Genomic DNA, 18,599 nt, shown 5'->3' with positions numbered 1-18,599 from the left:
TCGAGATTTAATCGAAGTAGCCTTGATAAGCTACTAAAAGGACTAGATATTTTTTATTAATTGAAAATGTCGAAGATTCTGTACTACCTAACAACTAAATACCGTCGATTCCGATAAAAACGGCATCACCGATTGTTTCATAGATCCGTGGCATTGCCGCCTGGGGGGGCGCAAGAGGGAATTGTTGCAGCTAGATGAACCCCCTTGTTTCCAACTTGCGTCTTAACGCCGCGCTCGGCGGCGACATTTCTTCCGCCTCCACCGGTCCCGGTCCAGCCCTGGTTCGGAGCTTGCTGGAAAATCCTGAGCTTCACTCCTGTTTGAACGGCACCGACCGCCGCCATCTGCAATCGCTGGCCGGCGAACGCGATCCCGAGCTCTTGCTGGACGGGCTGCTTTCCTTGGGCGGCCGTTGGGAATCCCGGCACCGCGAGACCGAAGCCCTGCTGCTTTATCAAAGCCTGCTGAACGAAATTCCGGCCGATACTCCGGGCCTGGATCGGGTTGGCCGGCGCAGCGAAGCCTTGCAGGGGCGCGGCGCCATCGGCGCCCGGGTCGAAGTGGCGGCTCGCCGCTTCTTCCGCCAGGCCGCCGATCCGGCCATGATTTTCGGCTTCATGGTGGCCGGCGGAGTGGCCTCGCTGGCTCGCGGAGCCGCCTTGGCCCAGCTCGGCGCCCGGGCGCCGAGCTTCTGGACTCGGGGCTGGCAAGCTCGAGCCCTCGCCGGCAGCACCGCTTTCGCGGCCGAGCTGCCGGCCTTGGTCGGCGCGACCCGTTTGGCTCATGGCCTCTTGGGCTATGAAGAGGGCTTCGGCCGACTCGACACCTTGCCGCAGGAATTCGCCGGCGCCGCGCTCTTCCTCGGCGCTCTCAAGCTCAGCGGTCGGGGCGCCAGGGCCTTGGCCGGTCGATCGGCGCCTTCGCCGGCGGTCTTGGCCGGTGGCACCTTGACCGGGATTTACGCCGGCCACCGGCTGCAGGAAAGTTTCGGTCTCCGTCCGCAACAGGACGAGTTGAACCGCTGGTTCGATGCCGGCGAGACCTTCCTCCAGCTTCGCTTCGGCGGCCGGTTGGCCTCGAGCCTGCTCGGTTCGCGTAACCCCAGCCTGGAAGTGGCGCGGCGCGAGCGGCTGCTGCAACCGCCGGTGGCCGTACGGTCTTTCCCGGCGATCCGGAGCCGGCCCTTGCTCCAGGCCGCCGGCGAGTCGGCTTTCGAGGAGGTCACCCTCAAGCTGGTCCGCTCCGAGGTTCAGATCCAAGCCGCCCAAGAGGAATTGAGCCGGAACTTGGGATCGCGGGCCACCAGCGTCGTGAGCAAGAGCTTTTTGACGATCCGCGAGCAAATGAATTGGGGCGAGCCCTGGCTGAACCTGGTTCGAGCTTCGCAGTACCATGACATCCAGGGCTTCGAATTGGCGATGCGGCGGCTCGAATACGCCGTCGGCAACTCCCGCAAATTCGGCCTGTCCGGCAGCTACGTCAATTGGCTGTCGCGGATGGCCTTGGACCGGGCGGTCCAAAATCAAGATCAGCCGCGCTTCGACCGGCTGCTGCGTTTCCTGGGCGAGGGCGGCGGCATCGACCAATTGGAGATCGTCGCCGCGGAGCTGGAGCCGCGCTACCGGCTCTTCTCGGAAAACCCGCTGCTGCGCACCAAGCAAATCGGCGAGCTTATTTTGCTGCGCAGCACCGGCCATGGCTGCATCCGGGCCCTTCCGCTTCACCGCGAAGCCCGCCAAGCGCTTCATGCCTATGCCCGGTTGTTGGGTAACGAAGCCGAGCGGGTGGAATCGGCCGAGGGCATCCGGTCTTGGCTGCTGGAAAATTCGGAGCACAAGGGTTTGGTCGAGTCGGCTTTGATGCGGGCCCGGTTGAACCCGGTTGGGGCATTGCGGACCATGCGCTTGGTCAACACGCTGGTTCACGAGCCGAGCAACCTGGCCAAGCTCCGAGAGTTGAACGACGCCGATCTGGTGGCCCGGGGACGGGCCCACCTGATACCGGCCCTCCATCAGGCCGAGGTCATCGCCGGCAGCCAAGACGACGGCTATTTGAGCGAGCCCGAGCTGACGCCCGAGCTCAGCGAGCTTTACCGGCGAATGCCCGAGCTCTTGAATCCCCGGCAGGAGGCGATTCGCCAGGCCCGGACCCGGGAAATTCTCGAAGAAGTTTGGCCGAGCAACCGGGTTCCCTTCGATGCCGAACGGATCGGTCAGGCCCTGAGCCTTTTTGGCGATCCGCTTTCGGAATCGCTCGCCCGGGATCTGGCCCAAAGCCGCTTTCGCTTGGTGATCTTAAGCCATGAAGAGCTGGTGGCTTTGCGGCGCCGGCTCGATCCGACTTGGCGCGGGGAGGCCATTCACGGCCTATTCATGTCGGCCAACCGCGATCCTTCGGGGGTGGATTCAATCTACCTGCAACGGCCAGGTCCGGCCTCCCATGCCGTCCATCGCGATTTGTCCTTCAATGCCATGGCCTACCTGGTCCATGAATGGCGGCATTTCCGCCGGGCCGACCGGCAAACCGGGAGCCGCGGCCTCCGCGGCACCTATCTCGAAGAAATCTTCGCCGAGGCCCAGATGTTCCGCTGGCGAGCCGAGCAGGGCGACGCCCGCTGGATCCGGCACTACCTCGAAATCCATCCCGGCGGCTTCGGCCTCTTCCTGCGGGATTGGGCCAACTTCCACTACTTTGTCCGCGAGAACGACGACCTTTAGCCGCCGGCCGGAACCCGCAGCCTCGCCTCGGTGCTGACTTCATCGGAGCCCAGGCGGGCGACCATCCGGAAGCCCTGGCCGTCGAAGCTCAGCTCGGTCATGCCGAAGAGGATCCGGTCGCCGGGGCGCAAGTCGAAGGCCCGGGCGTTGCCCGCCACCGGCGGGTGCGGTTGGCCTTGGCTATCGCGCACTTGGACTCCTTCGCCTTGGAGGATCAAGCGGTGGCCCGAACCATGGCGTTGGATCGCGAAGAGCGGATCGCTGGAAGAGGTGCGGGCCGTCGGATCGACGATGGCGACCGAGGGTTGGCCCGGCGAAGAAGCCGAGCCCATCGCCTCGGCGTCGGTCACGGCGTAGAAGTCGACGAGCGGCGCCCGGCTTCCGCCATTGGGCATGTCGGCCAGCGGGATGCGGTCGCGATAGGTCGCCCGCACGTCCACTCCGGCCTCGCGGCGGCGCGGCGAAAGCAAGCCTTCGATCGCCGAGTCCTCGAGAGCCACCGGGCTGGAAATCTCGATCTCAACCGGAACATGGCCGGGGGCCCCGCGCTCGTCGAGGCTCAGCCGATAGACTTGATGGCCCTCGCGGGTTTGAGGCCCATGGATCCGGTAGGAATGGCTGCTGTCGAGCCCAGGGCCTTGAGCCGGCGGGACCGCGACGGCGGCCAAGCGGGGAGCGAGGTCACCTTGACCGCTTGCCGGCTCGCGGGCTGCTTCGCCCAGCGGCCGCTGGATCGGCGCCGGGGGAGTTCGCGGAATGACCGGCTCGGCCCAGCGCAGCCCGCATTCGGTGAGAGACTGAAGTTGGCCGCCGCGAACCTCGAAGACCAGCAAGTCGCCGTGCTCGCCGCCACGCGGTTGGAACGGGGCCGTCCGCGTTCCGCTTTGTTCTCGAACGTCCTGGGGTCGGCCGAAGGCGATACGGCTTCCTTCGGGGAGGGCGGTGAAAGTTTCACTGGGTTGAAGCTCGGTCCATTGGCCGTTGGCGCCGAGGACCCAAGTTCCCTCTGGGGCCAGGCTCCGCAGGCTCAGCGTCCCGTCGCGAAAACGAAAAACGGCCTGGTGCCGGCTGACCATCCGCATTTCGGGCGACACCGTGAGATCGGCCGATCCACTCGTGGCTTCGCGGCCGAAAGTGAACCCCCGCTCGCCACGGCCTTGGAAGTTAACGGCTCCCGGAGGCAGGACCGCGCGGTTGAGACCGATCACTTCGACCAAGGTTCCGTTGGGCCGGAGAATTCCCAGTTCGGAGGCCTGGGTACGGGTCAAGGAAATCAGGATGGTCTCACCCTGAGGCCGCGGATTTTCGCTCAGCCTCCGCGTCTCGACCACTTCCATGACGATTTGGAGCTGGGATCGGCCGTCGGGAAGGATTCGGGGGTTCAAGCCGAAGAACTGTCCCAGGTTGAGCGGTTGGGCCTGTCCGACGGCCTCGAGTCCGCGGGACCTTTCCACCGGGAGAATTTGGAAACTTTGGCCGTTGCTGGCCGTCACTTCCAGCGGCTGGGGAGGGGGCGGAGCTTGGGGACCTTGCGGTTGCGGAACTTCGGCCGGCCGGGGGGCCGCTTGTCGCAGGCGAATCAGGTAATCCCGGGCTGGTCGATCGCGCTGAGTCAGGAGTAAATCGCGGGCTTGATCGGTCGACATTCGCAGGACCACCCGACGAGCTGGAGCTCCCGACTGGCCCTGGAGGTCGAAAGTCACGTAGGCAGTGCCATCGGGATGGAGCACGGCCCGAATCGGATGAGCGGCGGCGACGCCTCGGCCTTCGAGCCTGGCGGCCATCCGGGGATCGGCATGGTTTTCGATCGTGTAGGAATTCCCCTGCTGGTCGACCGGATGGGGCAGCTCAACTCGTTCCACCGGGTTGGCGCCGCGATAAGGCCCTCCGCCGACCGGGCTGTTCCCGCTGGCGCTGTGATCGATGACCTCGATCGCCGGATGGGGCGGCGGCGCCGGCTCGGCTCGGCGGACGACGAGGTGAGTCGGAGAGCCCGCCGCCAGCATGCCGTCGGAGTTGAAGCGGAAGCCGTGCTGCTCGGCGATCTCGCGGGGCAGGCGCAGCAGGGAGGCGACTTGAACGATGGGCTGGGTGATCGGAAGCCGAATTTCGGCCAGCCACAATTCGACGTGGCCGTCGCTTCCGATCCGGCCCGACACCACGGCGGCATCGAAACCGCCGACGCGGGCGTGGCCGATTTCAGGAACCGCGATGCGGGCGACATCTTGGCCGTGGGTCAGGACCCGCAGCTCCGATTGAAAACGGAAGGTGCGTCCGCCGATTTCGACTAGGTCGCCGTCGCGGAGCGGGTTGGTGCCATGGCGGGTTTGGCCGTTGACTTGAAGCCGGGTCTCGCCGCTGACCAGATACCAATGGTCGCCGGCACGCTCGACGGTGACTCCGGGCTGAAGGCTGAAGCGGGTCTGGCCGGGCCGCGGCGCCAGGATCGCCGGCTCCGGGAAGCCGGGCCGAAGCTCGGGCGCCGGGACGACCATGGCCGGTTCGAGCGGCGGCCGGAAGGTATACCAATGCTGGCCGATTTGAACCGCCGAGCCGTCCTGCAAGAGGGCCGGCCGGCCCGGGGGAAGGCGCAGCGGCTGGCCGCCGGGTCCGACGATGTGAACGCCGTTCAAGCTGTTGAGATCCTCCACCGTCCAGCGACCGTCGGGGCCGCGGCGGAAGACGGCGTGGTTGCGCGACATCCGGTCGTCGTAGCCTTGGCCGTGCTCGCGGCCGACGGTGAATTCCTGGACGCCGGACATTGGGCTGATCTCGCCGACCGAGGCTCCCGACCCCGGCGGGGTCATTCGGAAAGTTGCGCCGCTGGCTCCGGCGATGGCCGGAATATAGGTGACGACTTGATCGGGCCGGAAGGGGAGGGGGCCGTGCTCCAAGCCGCGCAGGGTGAACTCATGCTCTCGCCAACGAAGCCGAACGGTTCCTTCGGCAGAGTTTACCGATAAAACGGTGGCTCGGAACATGCTGTTCGGCGCCGGCTCCTCGGCCGGGATTCGGATCATTCCGCCGCTGATATGGCTTCCATCGGCGAGGGTTCGGGTCGTCCGATAGGAGAAAGCCTCGAGCGCCGCCGCGGTGGCTTCGGCCGAGGGCTCTTCGCCCCGGCCCACCGCTTGGACGTAGGCCCGGGCGGCGGTGATTTCCGAGGCTTCCATCATATCGCCGAAGGCGCCGTTGAGCTGGGTTTCCAAGGCGCGGGCGAAAGTCTGGCGAGCCCGAACGCCCTCGGCGCCGGCCGGGAAGGGCGAGACGAAAGTCGGCGGTGGCGGCGAGGACTCGGTTTCGCCGGCCGCTTCGGCATGAGTCCTTTCGACCGGAGCTTGGCCGCGGCGGGGGAAGGCGATGATCTGGGCACCGCCCGGGCTTTCCTCGGCCGGCTGGCGGAAGCGCCGCTCGGTCGCCGTGATCAGCTCGTCCATTCGGGTCAGCTCGGCCATGACGCTGCGGCGGGCATCGGCCGGAATGTCAGCCGGCAAGCTGCGGATTACCGCGTCGGCCGAGGGTCGTTCGCCGAGCGTCGCGCCCTGCTCGATGTCGGCGAGGTAGGAGGCCACTTGGGTGCAATAAGCATCGGCGGCCCGACGGGCCGGTCCCGACAAAGCGTAGGTCGCGGCTTGGCCGCCGCCGCTGCTGCCCCGGACCTCGGCGTAGATCAAGCCGTGCTGGATCCGGCCCCACTCGTACATTGCCCGGGTCTGCACCTGGATCTCGACCGGCCGGCCTTCGACTTCGACCACGATATGGATGGCCCGGTAGCCGCTGCGCGCGCCTTCGATCAGACGGCGCATTCCATCGCGGTCGCGGGCGCTGGTGACGTTGCCTTCGGCGTCGCGGACTTCACGGATGGTGTAACGGGGCTGGGTCTCGGCCTGAGTTCGAGCCTGAATGGCGGCGAGCAGGGGAGTGACATCTTCGTAGCCTTCGACCACCACGCGGGTTCCCGCGAGATCGGTCATCGGTTCCAGCGAGGTCCAGTCGCGGCGGTTGAGCTTGGCCAAGACGTCGGCCTCGGCCTTGAGGCGGCCGTGAGGCGGAATCGACTCGGCCATCCGGGGCGGCTCGAGGAAAGGATAGGCCTGCTGGGCTCGAGTCCAGGCCTCGCCGCCTTGCCCGACCTCGCGCAGGAAGCCCAAGACGTTTTCCATCGCCGAGCGATGCGATTCGACCAAGTCCCGGGCCACGCTGTCGCGGCCGCGGCGATAAGCCGCCAAGCCCTGCTGGTATTCGGGCGAGCCCGGAGCGACTCGACCGAGGCTGCCCTCGGCGCCGCGGGCCAAGGCTTGGAAGCCCAAGGCGAAGCGGTGCTGGGGGTGACCGCGTGGTGGGAGTCGAAGTTGGGCCGTATTGGCGATCTCGGTCAGGGTATCGGCCTCGACCAGGGCCGCCCGGAACTCGGGCGTGCCTTGCTCGCTTTGGGCCAGGCGTTCCAGGACCGGAGCGGCGTGACGGGCGAGCGGAGAATCGCCGGCCGCCAAACGATAGGTTTTGAGCGCCAAGGAATAGGTTGCCGAACCGGCTTCGCCTCGCGCCAGGATCGTTTGGGCTTGACGGGCCAAAGCTTGGCGAACCGGGTTGGCATCGTGTTGGGCGCTGTTGGCGATCTCGATCAGGGTTTCGGCCTCGGTCAGGGCCAAGCGGAATTCGGGGGTTCCGAGTCGGGCTCGGGGCAAACGCTCCATCGCGCGACGAGCATGCGAGGCGATGGGCGAATCGCCTTCCGCCAGGAGGCGGCTTCGCTCCAAGGCCGATTGAGCGCTTTGGGCCAAGGCCCGGCGAGCGGCGATGGCATCGTGTTCGGGATGGCCGGCTTCGGGAACGGTCAGCTGGGCGTCGCGGGCAATCTCCGTCAAGGTTTCGGCTTCGGCCAAAGTCGATCGGAACTCCGGACTATCTGGGTTCATTTGGGCCAATCGGTCCATGACCCGCCGGGCATGGGGAGCCAGCGGCGAATCGCCGGCGGCCAAGCGGCGGCCGCGCTGGACGGCCTCGCCGATGGGCCCGGTTTCAGGCAGCGGCGGAATCGGCGCGGCGCTCCGGTTGGAAGTTCCGCCGCCCGGAAGCACGGTCACCTGGCCGGGCCGGATGCTGCCGCGCTCGCCGCCGTTGCCTTCGGTGCCGGTCGCGACCACCGGTTGAACTTCGACACCGCGGCGCGGCTGGTCGGTTCGGCGCACGCCGCTCTCGTTGGGCCCCATGGATCGGTGGCCGTAAATTTCTCGGATCCGGTCGGCGAAGTGCAGGAACATGTTGTCGGACATGAACGGCACCGGCGTCCGCGAAAATTCGCCTTCAATGTACCTGGTGTGAAGCATCGAGCCGACCCGCTGAATGGCCGCCTCGAACTCCGGCGAGTCGTGAGCCGTGCTTTCCAAGCTTTGCAAATCTTCGCGCAGGGCGCGGGCCAGCTCGCCATGGCCCGAGCTTTCGAGGTGCTCGGCGATGTTGCGGGCCTCGGCGGTCAGCGTGAACTCGGTGAAGCTGGGGCGGGCGTAGCCCGGCGGAAAAGCCAGCTCGACCAAGCGAATGTCGACGTGGGACTGGAGCGTCATGCCCGGAGAAGGAACTCGCGGCGGCCGAGGGAAGGCCGGAGCTTGGAGGGCCTGGTCGGAAGGCGGAGGGGTCAAAGGTTGGGCCCGGCCCTCGTTTCCCTGCGCTTCTTCGACATTGGCTTGGGCTCGCCGAGGTGGACGATAAGTCGGCCGGCTTTGGGCCTCGGTTTGAACCACTGCTTGAACCGCGGGTTGAAGGCCGGGGCCTTGAGCCGCCGGCGGCAGCTCGGGCGCGAAGATGATGGTTTCTCCGCCGATGGTGATCCGGTCGCCCGGCGCAATGAAAGTGTCTTCCAAGCTGCCGAGAGACTCTTCGCGCGGACGGTAATCGTGACCGATGGAGCGGCCTTCGGTTTGCACTAGGTTGGGCGCGGGACGGCTCGGATCCAAACGGCCCTCGGCGGTGAGGGGAAGGCCGAAGCTTTGCTCGGCTTCGAGCCGCGTCAGGATGCGGTGATGAGCCTGACCGTCGGGCAGTTGGAAGCGAATCCGGACCTCGCCGGTCGCTTGACCTTCGGCGTTGGTGAGGGGCTCGACGCTCGAAACCTGGACTGCTCCGCGCATTTGTTCGGGCCCCAGGCTCTCGGATCGAAGCTGAATTCGAAAATCGTAGGTCGTCTGCTGGAGGTTGAGATGCTCGGGATTGGCGTGGATCACGGTGATGGGATGATCCGCGCTCGGACTTTCGTTGCGCAGCGTGAAGCTTTCCATTCCGTGATGGATGCTGAAGACCTGGCCATTGACGGAAATTCTCCGGGTCATCAGATTTTCCGGTCGGAAGTCGACGTGAAGCGTCGAACCTTCCATCCGAAAGCCGCCCACTTCGGTGCCTGGCAAGATCCGGCCATATTCGGGATGAAGTCCGGTACCACCCTCGCGTCGGGTGCTCGTTCCGACCGGCGCCTCCTGGACCGGCGGCGCGGGATTCCGCACCGTCACCGGCTCTTGGCCGCCGCGCGCTTGCGGCTCGAGCGGCGCGACGGCCTCGGCCGGCGCGAAACCGCGCTCGGCGCCTTGCAATGTCTCGGTAACCCAGGTTCCCAGCCGTTGGAGCAAGGCGCGGTTTTCGCCCTGGCCGGCGGCCTCGGCCAAGGCCCGGGCCCGCCGAAGTTGCTCGGTCAAGAATTGGCGCCGCTGGGCTCCGGTGGCGAAGCCGCGGTCGCCGCGCTGGGTGATAGTCGCGGCCATCTGGGCCAGACCGCGGAGGAAATCCTGATTTCCGCCCAAGCTCGCCGATTCGGCGATCTCACGGGCGTCGCGCACTTGGTCGCCGATGAAAACCTCGCGCTGGGGCAAAGCCAAGGCGGCCTCGAGCGCCGCCTCCGAACGCGGCCCGCGGCCGTGGCGGGCGGCTTCGCGCAGCGGCCGAGTGCCGCCGGCGTTGGCCGGGACGGTGGCGACCACCGGCTCGGTGGGGGGCAAAGTGATTTCGCCGACCGGCGCGACGGTCGGGTCCTCGACGGTATGGAGCTGGCCGTCGGCGCTGATTTCGAGCCGGCGGCGGCCGGTGTGCAGCTCTTGGCCGAGCCGGTTCAGAGCCTCGGGCGTCATCGAGTTTCGGATCGCCAGCTCGACGATTTGGGAGCGGTAGGGTCGAAGCGATGCGCCGGATTCGGCGGAGAGAATGAGGTCGATCTGGCGGCCGAAATCCTGGATCGAGCTGAGATAGGCCGCCATCCGAGTGCGGTTGAAGGCCGCTTCGCCGCCCGGCTCGCCGGCCAGGACCGTGAGCAGGGCGCCGGCGATGCGGTTGGCGCCCTCGGTGCCCTCGGCATAGCCCAAGGTCTGGGTGATTTGCCGGAGCTCGGCCCGGAGCCGCGGCATCTCGCGGCGGCTGGTTTCCAAGCGCTGCTGAATCTCGGCGGCGCTGGGGCTGCCCGCCATCGCCCAGGTGAAAAGATGGTGGAAGTTTCGCAGGCCTTCGAGACTGGAATTGGAAAGGCCGAGCTCGCGATTGCCGGCCTCGAGAGTCTCGATGATGCGGGGCATCGCGTCGGTCAGGGCTTCGAGCCGGCCCGGAATCTCCGCGGCATTGCCCGGCTGGGAGAGAGCCCAGATCAGGAGCTGGCTCGAAACCGAGCGGCCGAAAGGCGTGCGCGAAGCGCCGGCGCCGTAGAGCTGGTTGGTCAGATCGTGAATCCGGTCGCGCAGGCCGTCGGCGTGGCGGGCCATCTCGGCGATTTGCTCGTGAGTCCGCCCGGTGGCTAGGGCGAAATTCAGCAAGCTGATCCGGAGCTGGGCCGCCTCCTCGCCGGTGCCGAAGCCGCCGCCCTCGATCAGCAGGGTCAAACTGGCGTTGAGCGACTGCAGGCTTTCGGCGTCATGGCCCTGGGACAAGGCCTGAGCCAGCAGCGATTGCAGCAATGGCTCGGCCGGCTCGCCTCGCAGGCCGGAGCGCTCGGCGATGCCGCGAATGGCCTGATTCAACTCGCCGAGCCGGCCCGGCACGTCCATCATCGCGGCGTCCATCCCCCGAGGGCCGCGAGCCCGCCCCATCGTGTGGCGGAGCAGGAGCGAGGTCAGGATTTGGCCTTGCTCGCTGCTCGGATCGACGTTCAATTCCTGCCGCACCGAGCGGCGCAGCACTTCGAGCCGCTCGCGGGTCGCCATTCCGGCGACGGCATCGATCGAAGTTCCCCCGGCCAGGCTGTGATGGATCGCACCGGCCATCAGCCGGCCTTCGGCGCTGTTGGGGTCGAGCCCGAAGCGCTCTTGGACGATGCTGCGAACCCGGGTTTGCAGGATCTCGTTTTCGATTTGCTGCTGATAACGCTGGAGCCGGTGGCCGGTGAGGCCATGGAAGAGATGGCCGCCGGCGCGGAGCTCGAGGATGGTCGCCAGGTTGTGAGCCGCGGCGGTGGTGAAACTCTGGCCTTCGGGCCGCGGCGTGGTCGCGGTCATCGCCGCGACTTCGGTGGCGAGCTGGCCGGTGTGGTGCACCGCCAGGCGCGCCGCCCGTTCGGCCCGGCTCAGCTCGGTCATCCGGGCGATCTGTTGCGGCGTCACGCCCAGGGAGCTTCCGATCCGCCCCCAGACCGCATTGCCGACGCCGATCGATCCCATCATCAAGACGCTGTGGGCGGCGCCGGCGGCGAATTCGCCGGGCGGCGGGAAAACCCACTCGCCGTTGCGGATATAGCCCCAAGTCGACTGCATCCCGGTCATGCTGGCGTGGAAGACCACGCCCTCGACGCCGACGCCGGCGCCCCAGATGAGGGCCCGGGCCGCGATCTGCCGGCCGCTTTGAGTGGCGGTCTCGCCCATCGTCCAGAGCAGGGCCCGGCCGCCGTAACGGGTGACGCCTTGCCCGGCGGCCCAGAGCGCGGCGCGCTCGCCGAGCCAAGTCGTCCCCTCGGCCGCCAGCCAGCGGGCGGCCAAACGGGTGGCCACGGCCCGAGTGGCGCCGGCGGCGACGCTGGCGACACCGCCCGAGGCGACGGTGAAGGCCAGGTTGACCACCACTTCATCGATGATTCGATCCTGGGTCGAGTCCGAAAAGTTGAGCCACTCGTCCAGCGGGTCCATCATGTCGTTGAAGGAATCCCATGCTTGGCGGGCGATCGGGTCGAGCTGGTCGCGGCGATCCCGGATCCGCTGGAAGGTCAGCATCCGGACCTGGGTTCGAGCCCGCTGCTGCACCGCTTGATCGATCATGTTGTCGATCGTCGATTGGCTGGGCCGGGGCATGCCGCGTTCGACCATTTGGAAAACCCGGCGATGGATCTCCTCGCGGATCTCGGGCCGGGCGGCCTCGGCTTCGAGAGTCACCCGTTGGAGCTCGGATCGGGGAATGTCGCGCTCGGCCTGATGGATGACGTCAGCCATCACTTCTTCATAGATCCGGGCGGCCGCGGTGTAAGAGCCCTCGCGGGTCCGCAGCCGGTCGGCCAGGGCCAGCGAAGCCCGACGATTGGCGTCGGGGCTTTCGGCGCGGGATTGGATCGAAGCGTAGCTCTCGAAGTCGAAGAAATGGGTCAGGATCGGATCGAACTCGGTGTGGGTCCCGATCGGGATGCCATCCTCGGCGCGGACGAGGCCGGAGCGGTGAGAGCTGCCGTGCATGCCGTGATGTTGGTAGAGCAGGACGAAGCGCGGGCCGTCCGAGGGCGGGAAGACGGTGCGCTGGAGCTGGCCGGTGCGAAAGGACTCGACCATGACCACGCCGCCTTCGGGCGGGACCTCGACTCGGAGGATGGAAGTCCGCTCGCGATCGGCGCCGCGATGGGGCGCGAAGGTGATTTGGCCGCGGGCCGGCAAGCGCAAAGTCGGCACGCCGACCAAGGCCTGGTCGGGATGCTCGTGGAAAGCGGTGAAGATGGCCCGGGTGTTGCGCGAGGGGATGAGCCCTTCGGCGCCGAAGCGGGTTTCGAGGCCGGGGCCGCTGACCGCCATTCCCCGGTAGGCCGCGGCCTCCAAGGCCTGCTGGCGTTGCTGCATGGCCGACATCTCGGGCAGGCTGAGGTTGCCGATATTGTGCAGTCCGACCACGTTGGGGCCGCAGGGCAGGAGGATCGGGGCATCGGCCGAAATGCCCCGGGCGAAGGCGGCCTGGGCGGCGGCGATCCGCTGCTGGCGGACCACCGGCAAGGCTTCATCGAGACTGTAGAAGCCGAGGGTTGGGTCGTCGATCAAAGTGCGGAGCGCTTGCAGGGTGGCCTCGTTGCCGCCGAAGTCCCGGTCGAGGAAACCGGCGACGTTTTCGCTGCGCTGGGCGTCGAGATCGGTGCTGACTTGAGCCATGCGGTCCAAGGCCTGGCCCATGAGTCGGCGGTTCATGTCGAGGGCCACGGTCCGCATCGCGGCGAGCTGGGGGTCGGCGATCGGCCTCAAGGTATGATCTTCGCCGGGCTGGCGGACGTCGCGCAGGAAGGTCTGGAGCTCGGCTTGGCCGCGCACCACGTTGCCCTGCTCGAGCTCGAGCAGCGCCGAGCGGAAATGGCGGCGCACCGGATCGGTCTCGGCCGCCAAGGCCGCCCGATATTCTCCGAGCCGGCCGAGGTGCAAGGCCTGCTGGATGACACGCCGCTGATCGTCGATCGAAAGGCCGCGGTAAGCGTCGCTGAAAGTCAGCCGGTTGTTTTCGGCGCCGGCGATGAAATCGGAAAGCGGCCGGCTTTGGCCGTTCTCCATGCTCACGGCGGAGGCGGGATCGCGGAGCGTCTCGACCGTCACATGGCCTTGGCTCAGGTGCTGGTTGGCTTGGTCGGTCAAGGTTTGGACCAGGGCGATCTCGACCGAGGGCTCGCTTTGGAAGTTGACGAAGCCGTCGGCCGAAAGCATCGGCAGAACCCGGGCGGCCGCGGTCTCGGCCGCGCCGCCGGGCTGGGCGGCGAGCAAGACGTTCACCTCGGCTTGGTAATGGCTATTGGTCGCCTGGGCCAAGGGATCGGTCGGCGGATTCACGATGGCCAAGAGGGCGAAGAGGCTGTCCCGCGCCTGAGTCATGTGGGCGCTGAGGTCGGTCTGGCTCATCTGGACTCGGCTGGGGTCGGCGGCGATGATTTGGGCCTGCAGCTCGCGGTTGCCGCGGGCAAAGGGGCTGACCAGATCGCCCCAACGCCAGTCGGTGTCGCGCAGATCCAGCGAGCGTTCGTCATACTGCCGCTGGCGCAGCGCATGAAAGCCCGACAAAATCGTTCCCAGATCGGTGAAGCGGTCGGCGGTCGAGACGTCGCTGTCGGTGGCTTGAGCCATCAAGGTCTGCCATTCGCTCAAGTCCCGGGCTCGGTCGTTGCCCAGGCCCAAGGCGATGTCGATTTGATTGGCGAGGCGGTAGCCTTGGATTCGAGTGGCCAGGGCGGTGTTGGCATCTTGGGCCGCCGTCACCGTCCGGGCCCGGAGCTCAGTCAGGGCTTGGGTGCCGCTTTGAATGCTGCGCTGCAGGCGGCTGTTGGTTTCGGCATAGACCTGATCGGTTTCGCCCAACAGCTCCCGGGGAGCGCTGCCGTAGAGACTGCCGAGGCGTTGGCGCATGGCCAAGGTCTGGCGATCGGCGGAGAGCAAGCTTTGCAGCTGGAAGGCCTGAAGCTGGGGGTCCTCGGAGAGGTGGCCGTCGATTTGGGCTCGAACCTCGCGAATGCTGTTGAAGGCGGCTCGAGCCCGGGCCAGCTCCGGTCCGGCGAGGGCGCCCTCGCCGGTCGAGAGCTCGCGCAGCTCGCTGGCGTAGTAATCGAGCCGCGCGACCCGGTTGTAAACCGCGGCGTCGAAGCCGGCGAAGGCCCGCTGCAGCGGATCGCCGGCCAAGGGCTGGCCGTTGGCGTCGGTGGCGGTGGCCTGAGCCCGCAGCTCGGCGCCGAAGCGAACCGCCAGGTGCTCGCTCAAGGTTCGGGGAGTCCGGTTCGCCAAGGATGCCAAGACCTCGTCGGGACGCTCCCGCGATTCCGGATTCAGCGCTTCGGCATAGCGGGCGAGGATGCCGCCGCCGTTGCGCAGGGCGCTCAGCACCGCCGGCGGAGTTTCGATCTCGGTGCCATGGCTTCGCAGCCAAAGGATGGCTTGACCCTGTTCCAAGGCCCGCTGGCTCCGGGTCTCGGTGGAGATGCCTGCCTCCCTGAGGCGGTTTTCGAGATAGCGGGTGCAATACCGGGTCATCCGCTCGATCCGGGAGCCGGTCAGCGATTGGCTCACGGCGAGGAATTGATAGAGCGCCAGGTCCCGGTCGGCCGCCGGCATCAGCCATGCCACCCGATGGGCGGCGATCAAGGCGATCTCGCCCATCATCGGGTCTTGGCTCTGGCTGCGGACCGCGAACCGCAGGGTCTCGTCCAAAAACTCATGGCCGGCTTGGCCTTGCAGCGCGCTGCGCGGGATCCGGCTCAAAAGATTGCGGAAGGTTTGGCAATCGGCCCGGGCCGTTTCGAGATCGCCCAGCTCCCGGCTGATCGCCGCGGCCAGCCGGGCGCTCCGCAGATGCTCCAGCGTGGGAGCGGCGCCGGGGGCCGGCAAGCTGGGCAGGACCACCTGCTGGCGTAGGGTTCGCAGCGAAGCTTCGGCTTGATCGCGGGCTTGCTGAAAATCGACGAGCTGGGCGCCTTCGCGGCGAAAGGCGGCGGTTCCGGCCCGGGAACGGTGAGTGTTGAGAAACTCGGCGGCCAGGATGCCGGTCTGGCGAATCATCAGCAAGTCGCGGCTCAAATCGCGGGGCGCCGTGGATAAGTGAGACTGAACCTCTCGGACGTTGACCAGCATTGGGGCTAGCATCCGCCGGGCCTGTTCCCGGTCTTGGGGGCTTTCGCTTTGGCGGAGGCGATTGAACTCGACGAGCTGGGAGGTTAACCGTTCGCGGGGACCGGAGGAGGTGCCTTCGGTGGAAAAACCGCGCGACCCTTCGGTGCGGCTCAAGTCCTGGGCGTCGCGAGCGCTGTCCCGTCCCGTCCGCGGGCCGGAACCGGGGACCGTTTCTCGAGCTGGAATGGGTTGAGGACTACTGGGGAGAGGGCTGGGAATCTCTGGGGAAACCGGAAGCCCTCGAATATCACGGGAAGTCATACCGCAACACTCCTTTTGGCCGCGGTGCTCCCCATGAACGGAATGGCTACCTTATATATCGGATGGAGAATACCCGGGTGTTGACTGATCTCGCAAAAATTGTAGTCAAGGCCGGGGTCCCCGCAAACCCTTTTGTATCGGAGCGGGTTATTTCACCATAACTACTTGAAAAGATTATATATATCATTTAAACAACAAAATGGCTGGCGGCTCGATAAAAGCGCCGATACCCATCGAAAATTCAGGGGCGCACAAGAGGGAATGCTTTCGCCTTGCGCAACCTGGAATCCACTAACTTTCTCTCCGGACTTGAGCCCGCGGAACGCCGTCATTGGGATTCGCTTCGCCGGGAACGGGACCCCGAACTCCGCGCCGCCGGCCTGCTGGCTTGGGCTGGCCGTTTGGAAAACCGGCATCGCGAGGCCGAAGCGCTGCAGATCTATCGGGCGATTCTCGAGGGTGCTCCGGCTGGAACTCCCGGCGTGGAGCGGGCGCAGCGGCGCCTCGAGGCCCTGCAGGGCCGGGGGCCGCTCGGCGAGCGGATCGAGGTTTCGGCGCGGAATTTTTTCAGCCAGGCCTCCGATCCGGCGATGATCTTCGGTTTTCTCGCGGCCGGTTCGGTGACTGCGCTGACCCGCGGCTTCGTCGGGCGCTCGCTGGCCCTGGCCGCCGAAAGCGCTTGGTCCCGCGGTTGGCGGGCGCGGGCTCTGGCCGGCGGGACCGCTTACTTGGCGGAAGTTCCGGCCTTTGTCTTCGGAACCCGCCTGGCGCGGGGCATCCTGGGATATGAGGGTGGTTTCGGTGAAGCCGCCACCCTACCCCTAGAATTGGCCGGCACCGCACTGTTCCTTGGCGGTCTGAAGTTAAGCGGCGCCGCGAGGCTCGGCAGCTTGGCCGGCGCCTACCTCGGTCATCGGGCCGAGGAGGCCTTCGGACTTCGACCGGGCCGGGACGAGGCCAGCCGGTGGTTCGAGGCCGGCGAGACTTTCTTGCAGCTCCGCGCCGGCGGCGCGATCGCCGCTGCCTTGTTGAGCGGAGGCCGAAGAGTTTCGCCGCTCCGCGAAGCCGGCGGAGAGCCGGCGCTTCAAGCTTCGGCTTGGCGATTCGCCGCTCGATCCGAGCTTCGTCCGCTGGACTTGGCGGCGGCCATCCGGCCCGAGGACGAAATCACCCAGCCTTACCACCGCCAGGAAATCGATGCGGCCTTGCTTCAGGGCGAGCTCCAAGCCGCGCTCGGCCCTCGTGCCACCTCGCGGGTGGTGCAAAGCGTCCAAGCTCTCCAGGCCCAAACCCAATTGGGCCCGGCCCTGATCCGGATGCTGAACGGATCGCAGTATGGGGATGTCGCCGGCTTCGAGCTCGCCCTGCGGCGCCTGAATTACGCCGCCAACTATGCTTTGCCCGGCGGGCTTCGCGGCAGCTACCTGAACGGCGTCGTGCGGGCCGGCCTCGAGACGACGGTTCAGCAACAGGACCAAGCCCGATTCGACCGGCTTTTGGCTCTGTTGGCCGAAGGCGGAAACGTCGATCGGCTCGAATCCTTGGTCTCGGAGCTCGATCCCTGGATTCGGCTCATTCCGGAAGAGATGGCCGAGCGCCAATCGCGGCTCAACGCGCTCGCGGCCGGCACGGGCGAATCTCATCGGCTGATTCGGCTTTTGCCCTTGCCGCGGGAAGCAAGGCAGGTCCTGCACGCCTACGATGGTTTCGCTCCGGAGCGCGACCGGCTGCGCTCTCCGCGGGTGGTGCAAGCTTGGTTGGAAAAATACCCGCAGCACCGGGCTTTGGTCGTCGAGGCCTTGCGGCGGGCTCGGCTCAACCCCGCCGGCGCCTTGCGAGTCCAAAGGATGATCCGCATTTTAACGGAGGAGCCGGCTCATCTCGCCAAGCTGCGCGAGTTGGCCGACATGGATTTGGGCATTCGCCTTCCCGGACAGCCTCATCCTTTCCATGACGCCGAATCGATCCTCGGCAGCCAGGACGACGGCTATCTTGCCGCACCGGAATTGGCCCAGGAGCTGGCCCAACTTTACCGACGTCTTCCGGAGCTGCTGGATGGGGAAAGGGCGGCGGCGAGAAGGAGCCGAACTCAGGGCCTGCTCGGGCAGGTTTGGCCGGATAATCGACGCCCGGTGGATAGCGCCAGCTTGCGAACCGCGCTTCTCCTGCTCGGCGATCCGGTTTCCGAATCGATCGAAAGCGACCTTGCGGCCGAGCGCTTTCGCCTGGTTTTTTTGCCCCGAAACGCCTTCGACGCTCTCTTCACCGGTGTCGACTCGCGCCGGCGCAGCTTCAGCGGGCTTTTCGTTCCCGCTTTTCAGGATGCCTCGGGCCGGGATTCGATTTACCTCATGCAGGTCGAGGCGGCCTCCCACCAGGCTTACCGCGACTTGGCTTTCCTGCGGCTGGTCCAGCTGGTTCACGAGCACGCCCATTTCCAGCGGGCCTCGCGTCAAAGCAACCGGGGCTTGAACGGAACCTATCTCGAAGAGATGCTGGCCGAGGCTCGGGCCTTCCGCTGGCAGGCCGAGCACGGCGACAAGCGGCTTCTCGACCAGTACCTGGCGGTCCATCCCGCCGGCTTGGGACTCTATTTGAGGGATTGGGTGAACTGGACTTATTTCACTCAGTGAAATTCACCGGCGGGGTCATCCTGAGGAGCGAAGCGACGAAGGATCTGCGACCTGCCAAGGTTTTCTGAAAGGTCCAAGCTTCTGCGTTCTGTCTTAAGGGATTCCGAAGAGACGAAGGGGCTTGGTGCCCGATGAATTCTTGGTGGGTCGCAGATCCTTCGCTTTGCTCAGGATGACATTGTGCTCATGATGAC

Annotated in this window: 3 protein-coding genes; 2 read left to right on the top strand and 1 reads right to left on the bottom strand. The window is 66.5% G+C overall.

Annotation, left to right across the window (positions count from 1 at the left end):
- Positions 1-194: 194 nt before the first annotated feature.
- The gene (locus VJR29_05520) at positions 195-2,717 is read left to right on the top strand and encodes a hypothetical protein (protein HKY62862.1); all 2,523 of its coding nucleotides are present in this window, start codon (positions 195-197) and stop codon (positions 2,715-2,717) included.
- Here VJR29_05520 and VJR29_05515 read toward each other — a convergent pair.
- Positions 2,714-15,772: an FHA domain-containing protein gene (locus tag VJR29_05515; protein ID HKY62861.1), complete on the bottom strand. Its 13,059-nt coding sequence runs from the start codon at positions 15,770-15,772 to the stop codon at positions 2,714-2,716. The two genes, VJR29_05520 and VJR29_05515, sit on opposite strands and share 4 nt — an antisense overlap.
- 272 nt (positions 15,773-16,044) lie before the next feature.
- Here VJR29_05515 and VJR29_05510 point away from each other — a divergent pair, with 272 nt between their 5' ends.
- Positions 16,045-18,405 carry a hypothetical protein gene (locus VJR29_05510; GenBank protein HKY62860.1) on the top strand — a complete coding sequence of 787 codons (2,361 nt, stop codon included), beginning with the start codon at positions 16,045-16,047 and terminating at the stop codon, positions 18,403-18,405.
- Positions 18,406-18,599 lie beyond the last annotated feature (194 nt).

This window comes from bacterium (assembly GCA_035281585.1).
Classification (GTDB): Bacteria; UBA10199; UBA10199; order DSSB01; family DSSB01; genus DATEDP01.
This window is presented reverse-complemented; position numbering and strand designations above follow the sequence as displayed.

What these genes read in the sequence shown, in the direction of transcription:
- VJR29_05520 (HKY62862.1), top strand. Translation starts at nt 195, where the DNA reads ATGAACCCCCTTGTTTCCAACTTGCGTCTTAACGCCGCGCTCGGCGGC.
- VJR29_05515 (HKY62861.1), bottom strand. Translation starts at nt 15,772, where the DNA reads ATGACTTCCCGTGATATTCGAGGGCTTCCGGTTTCCCCAGAGATTCCC.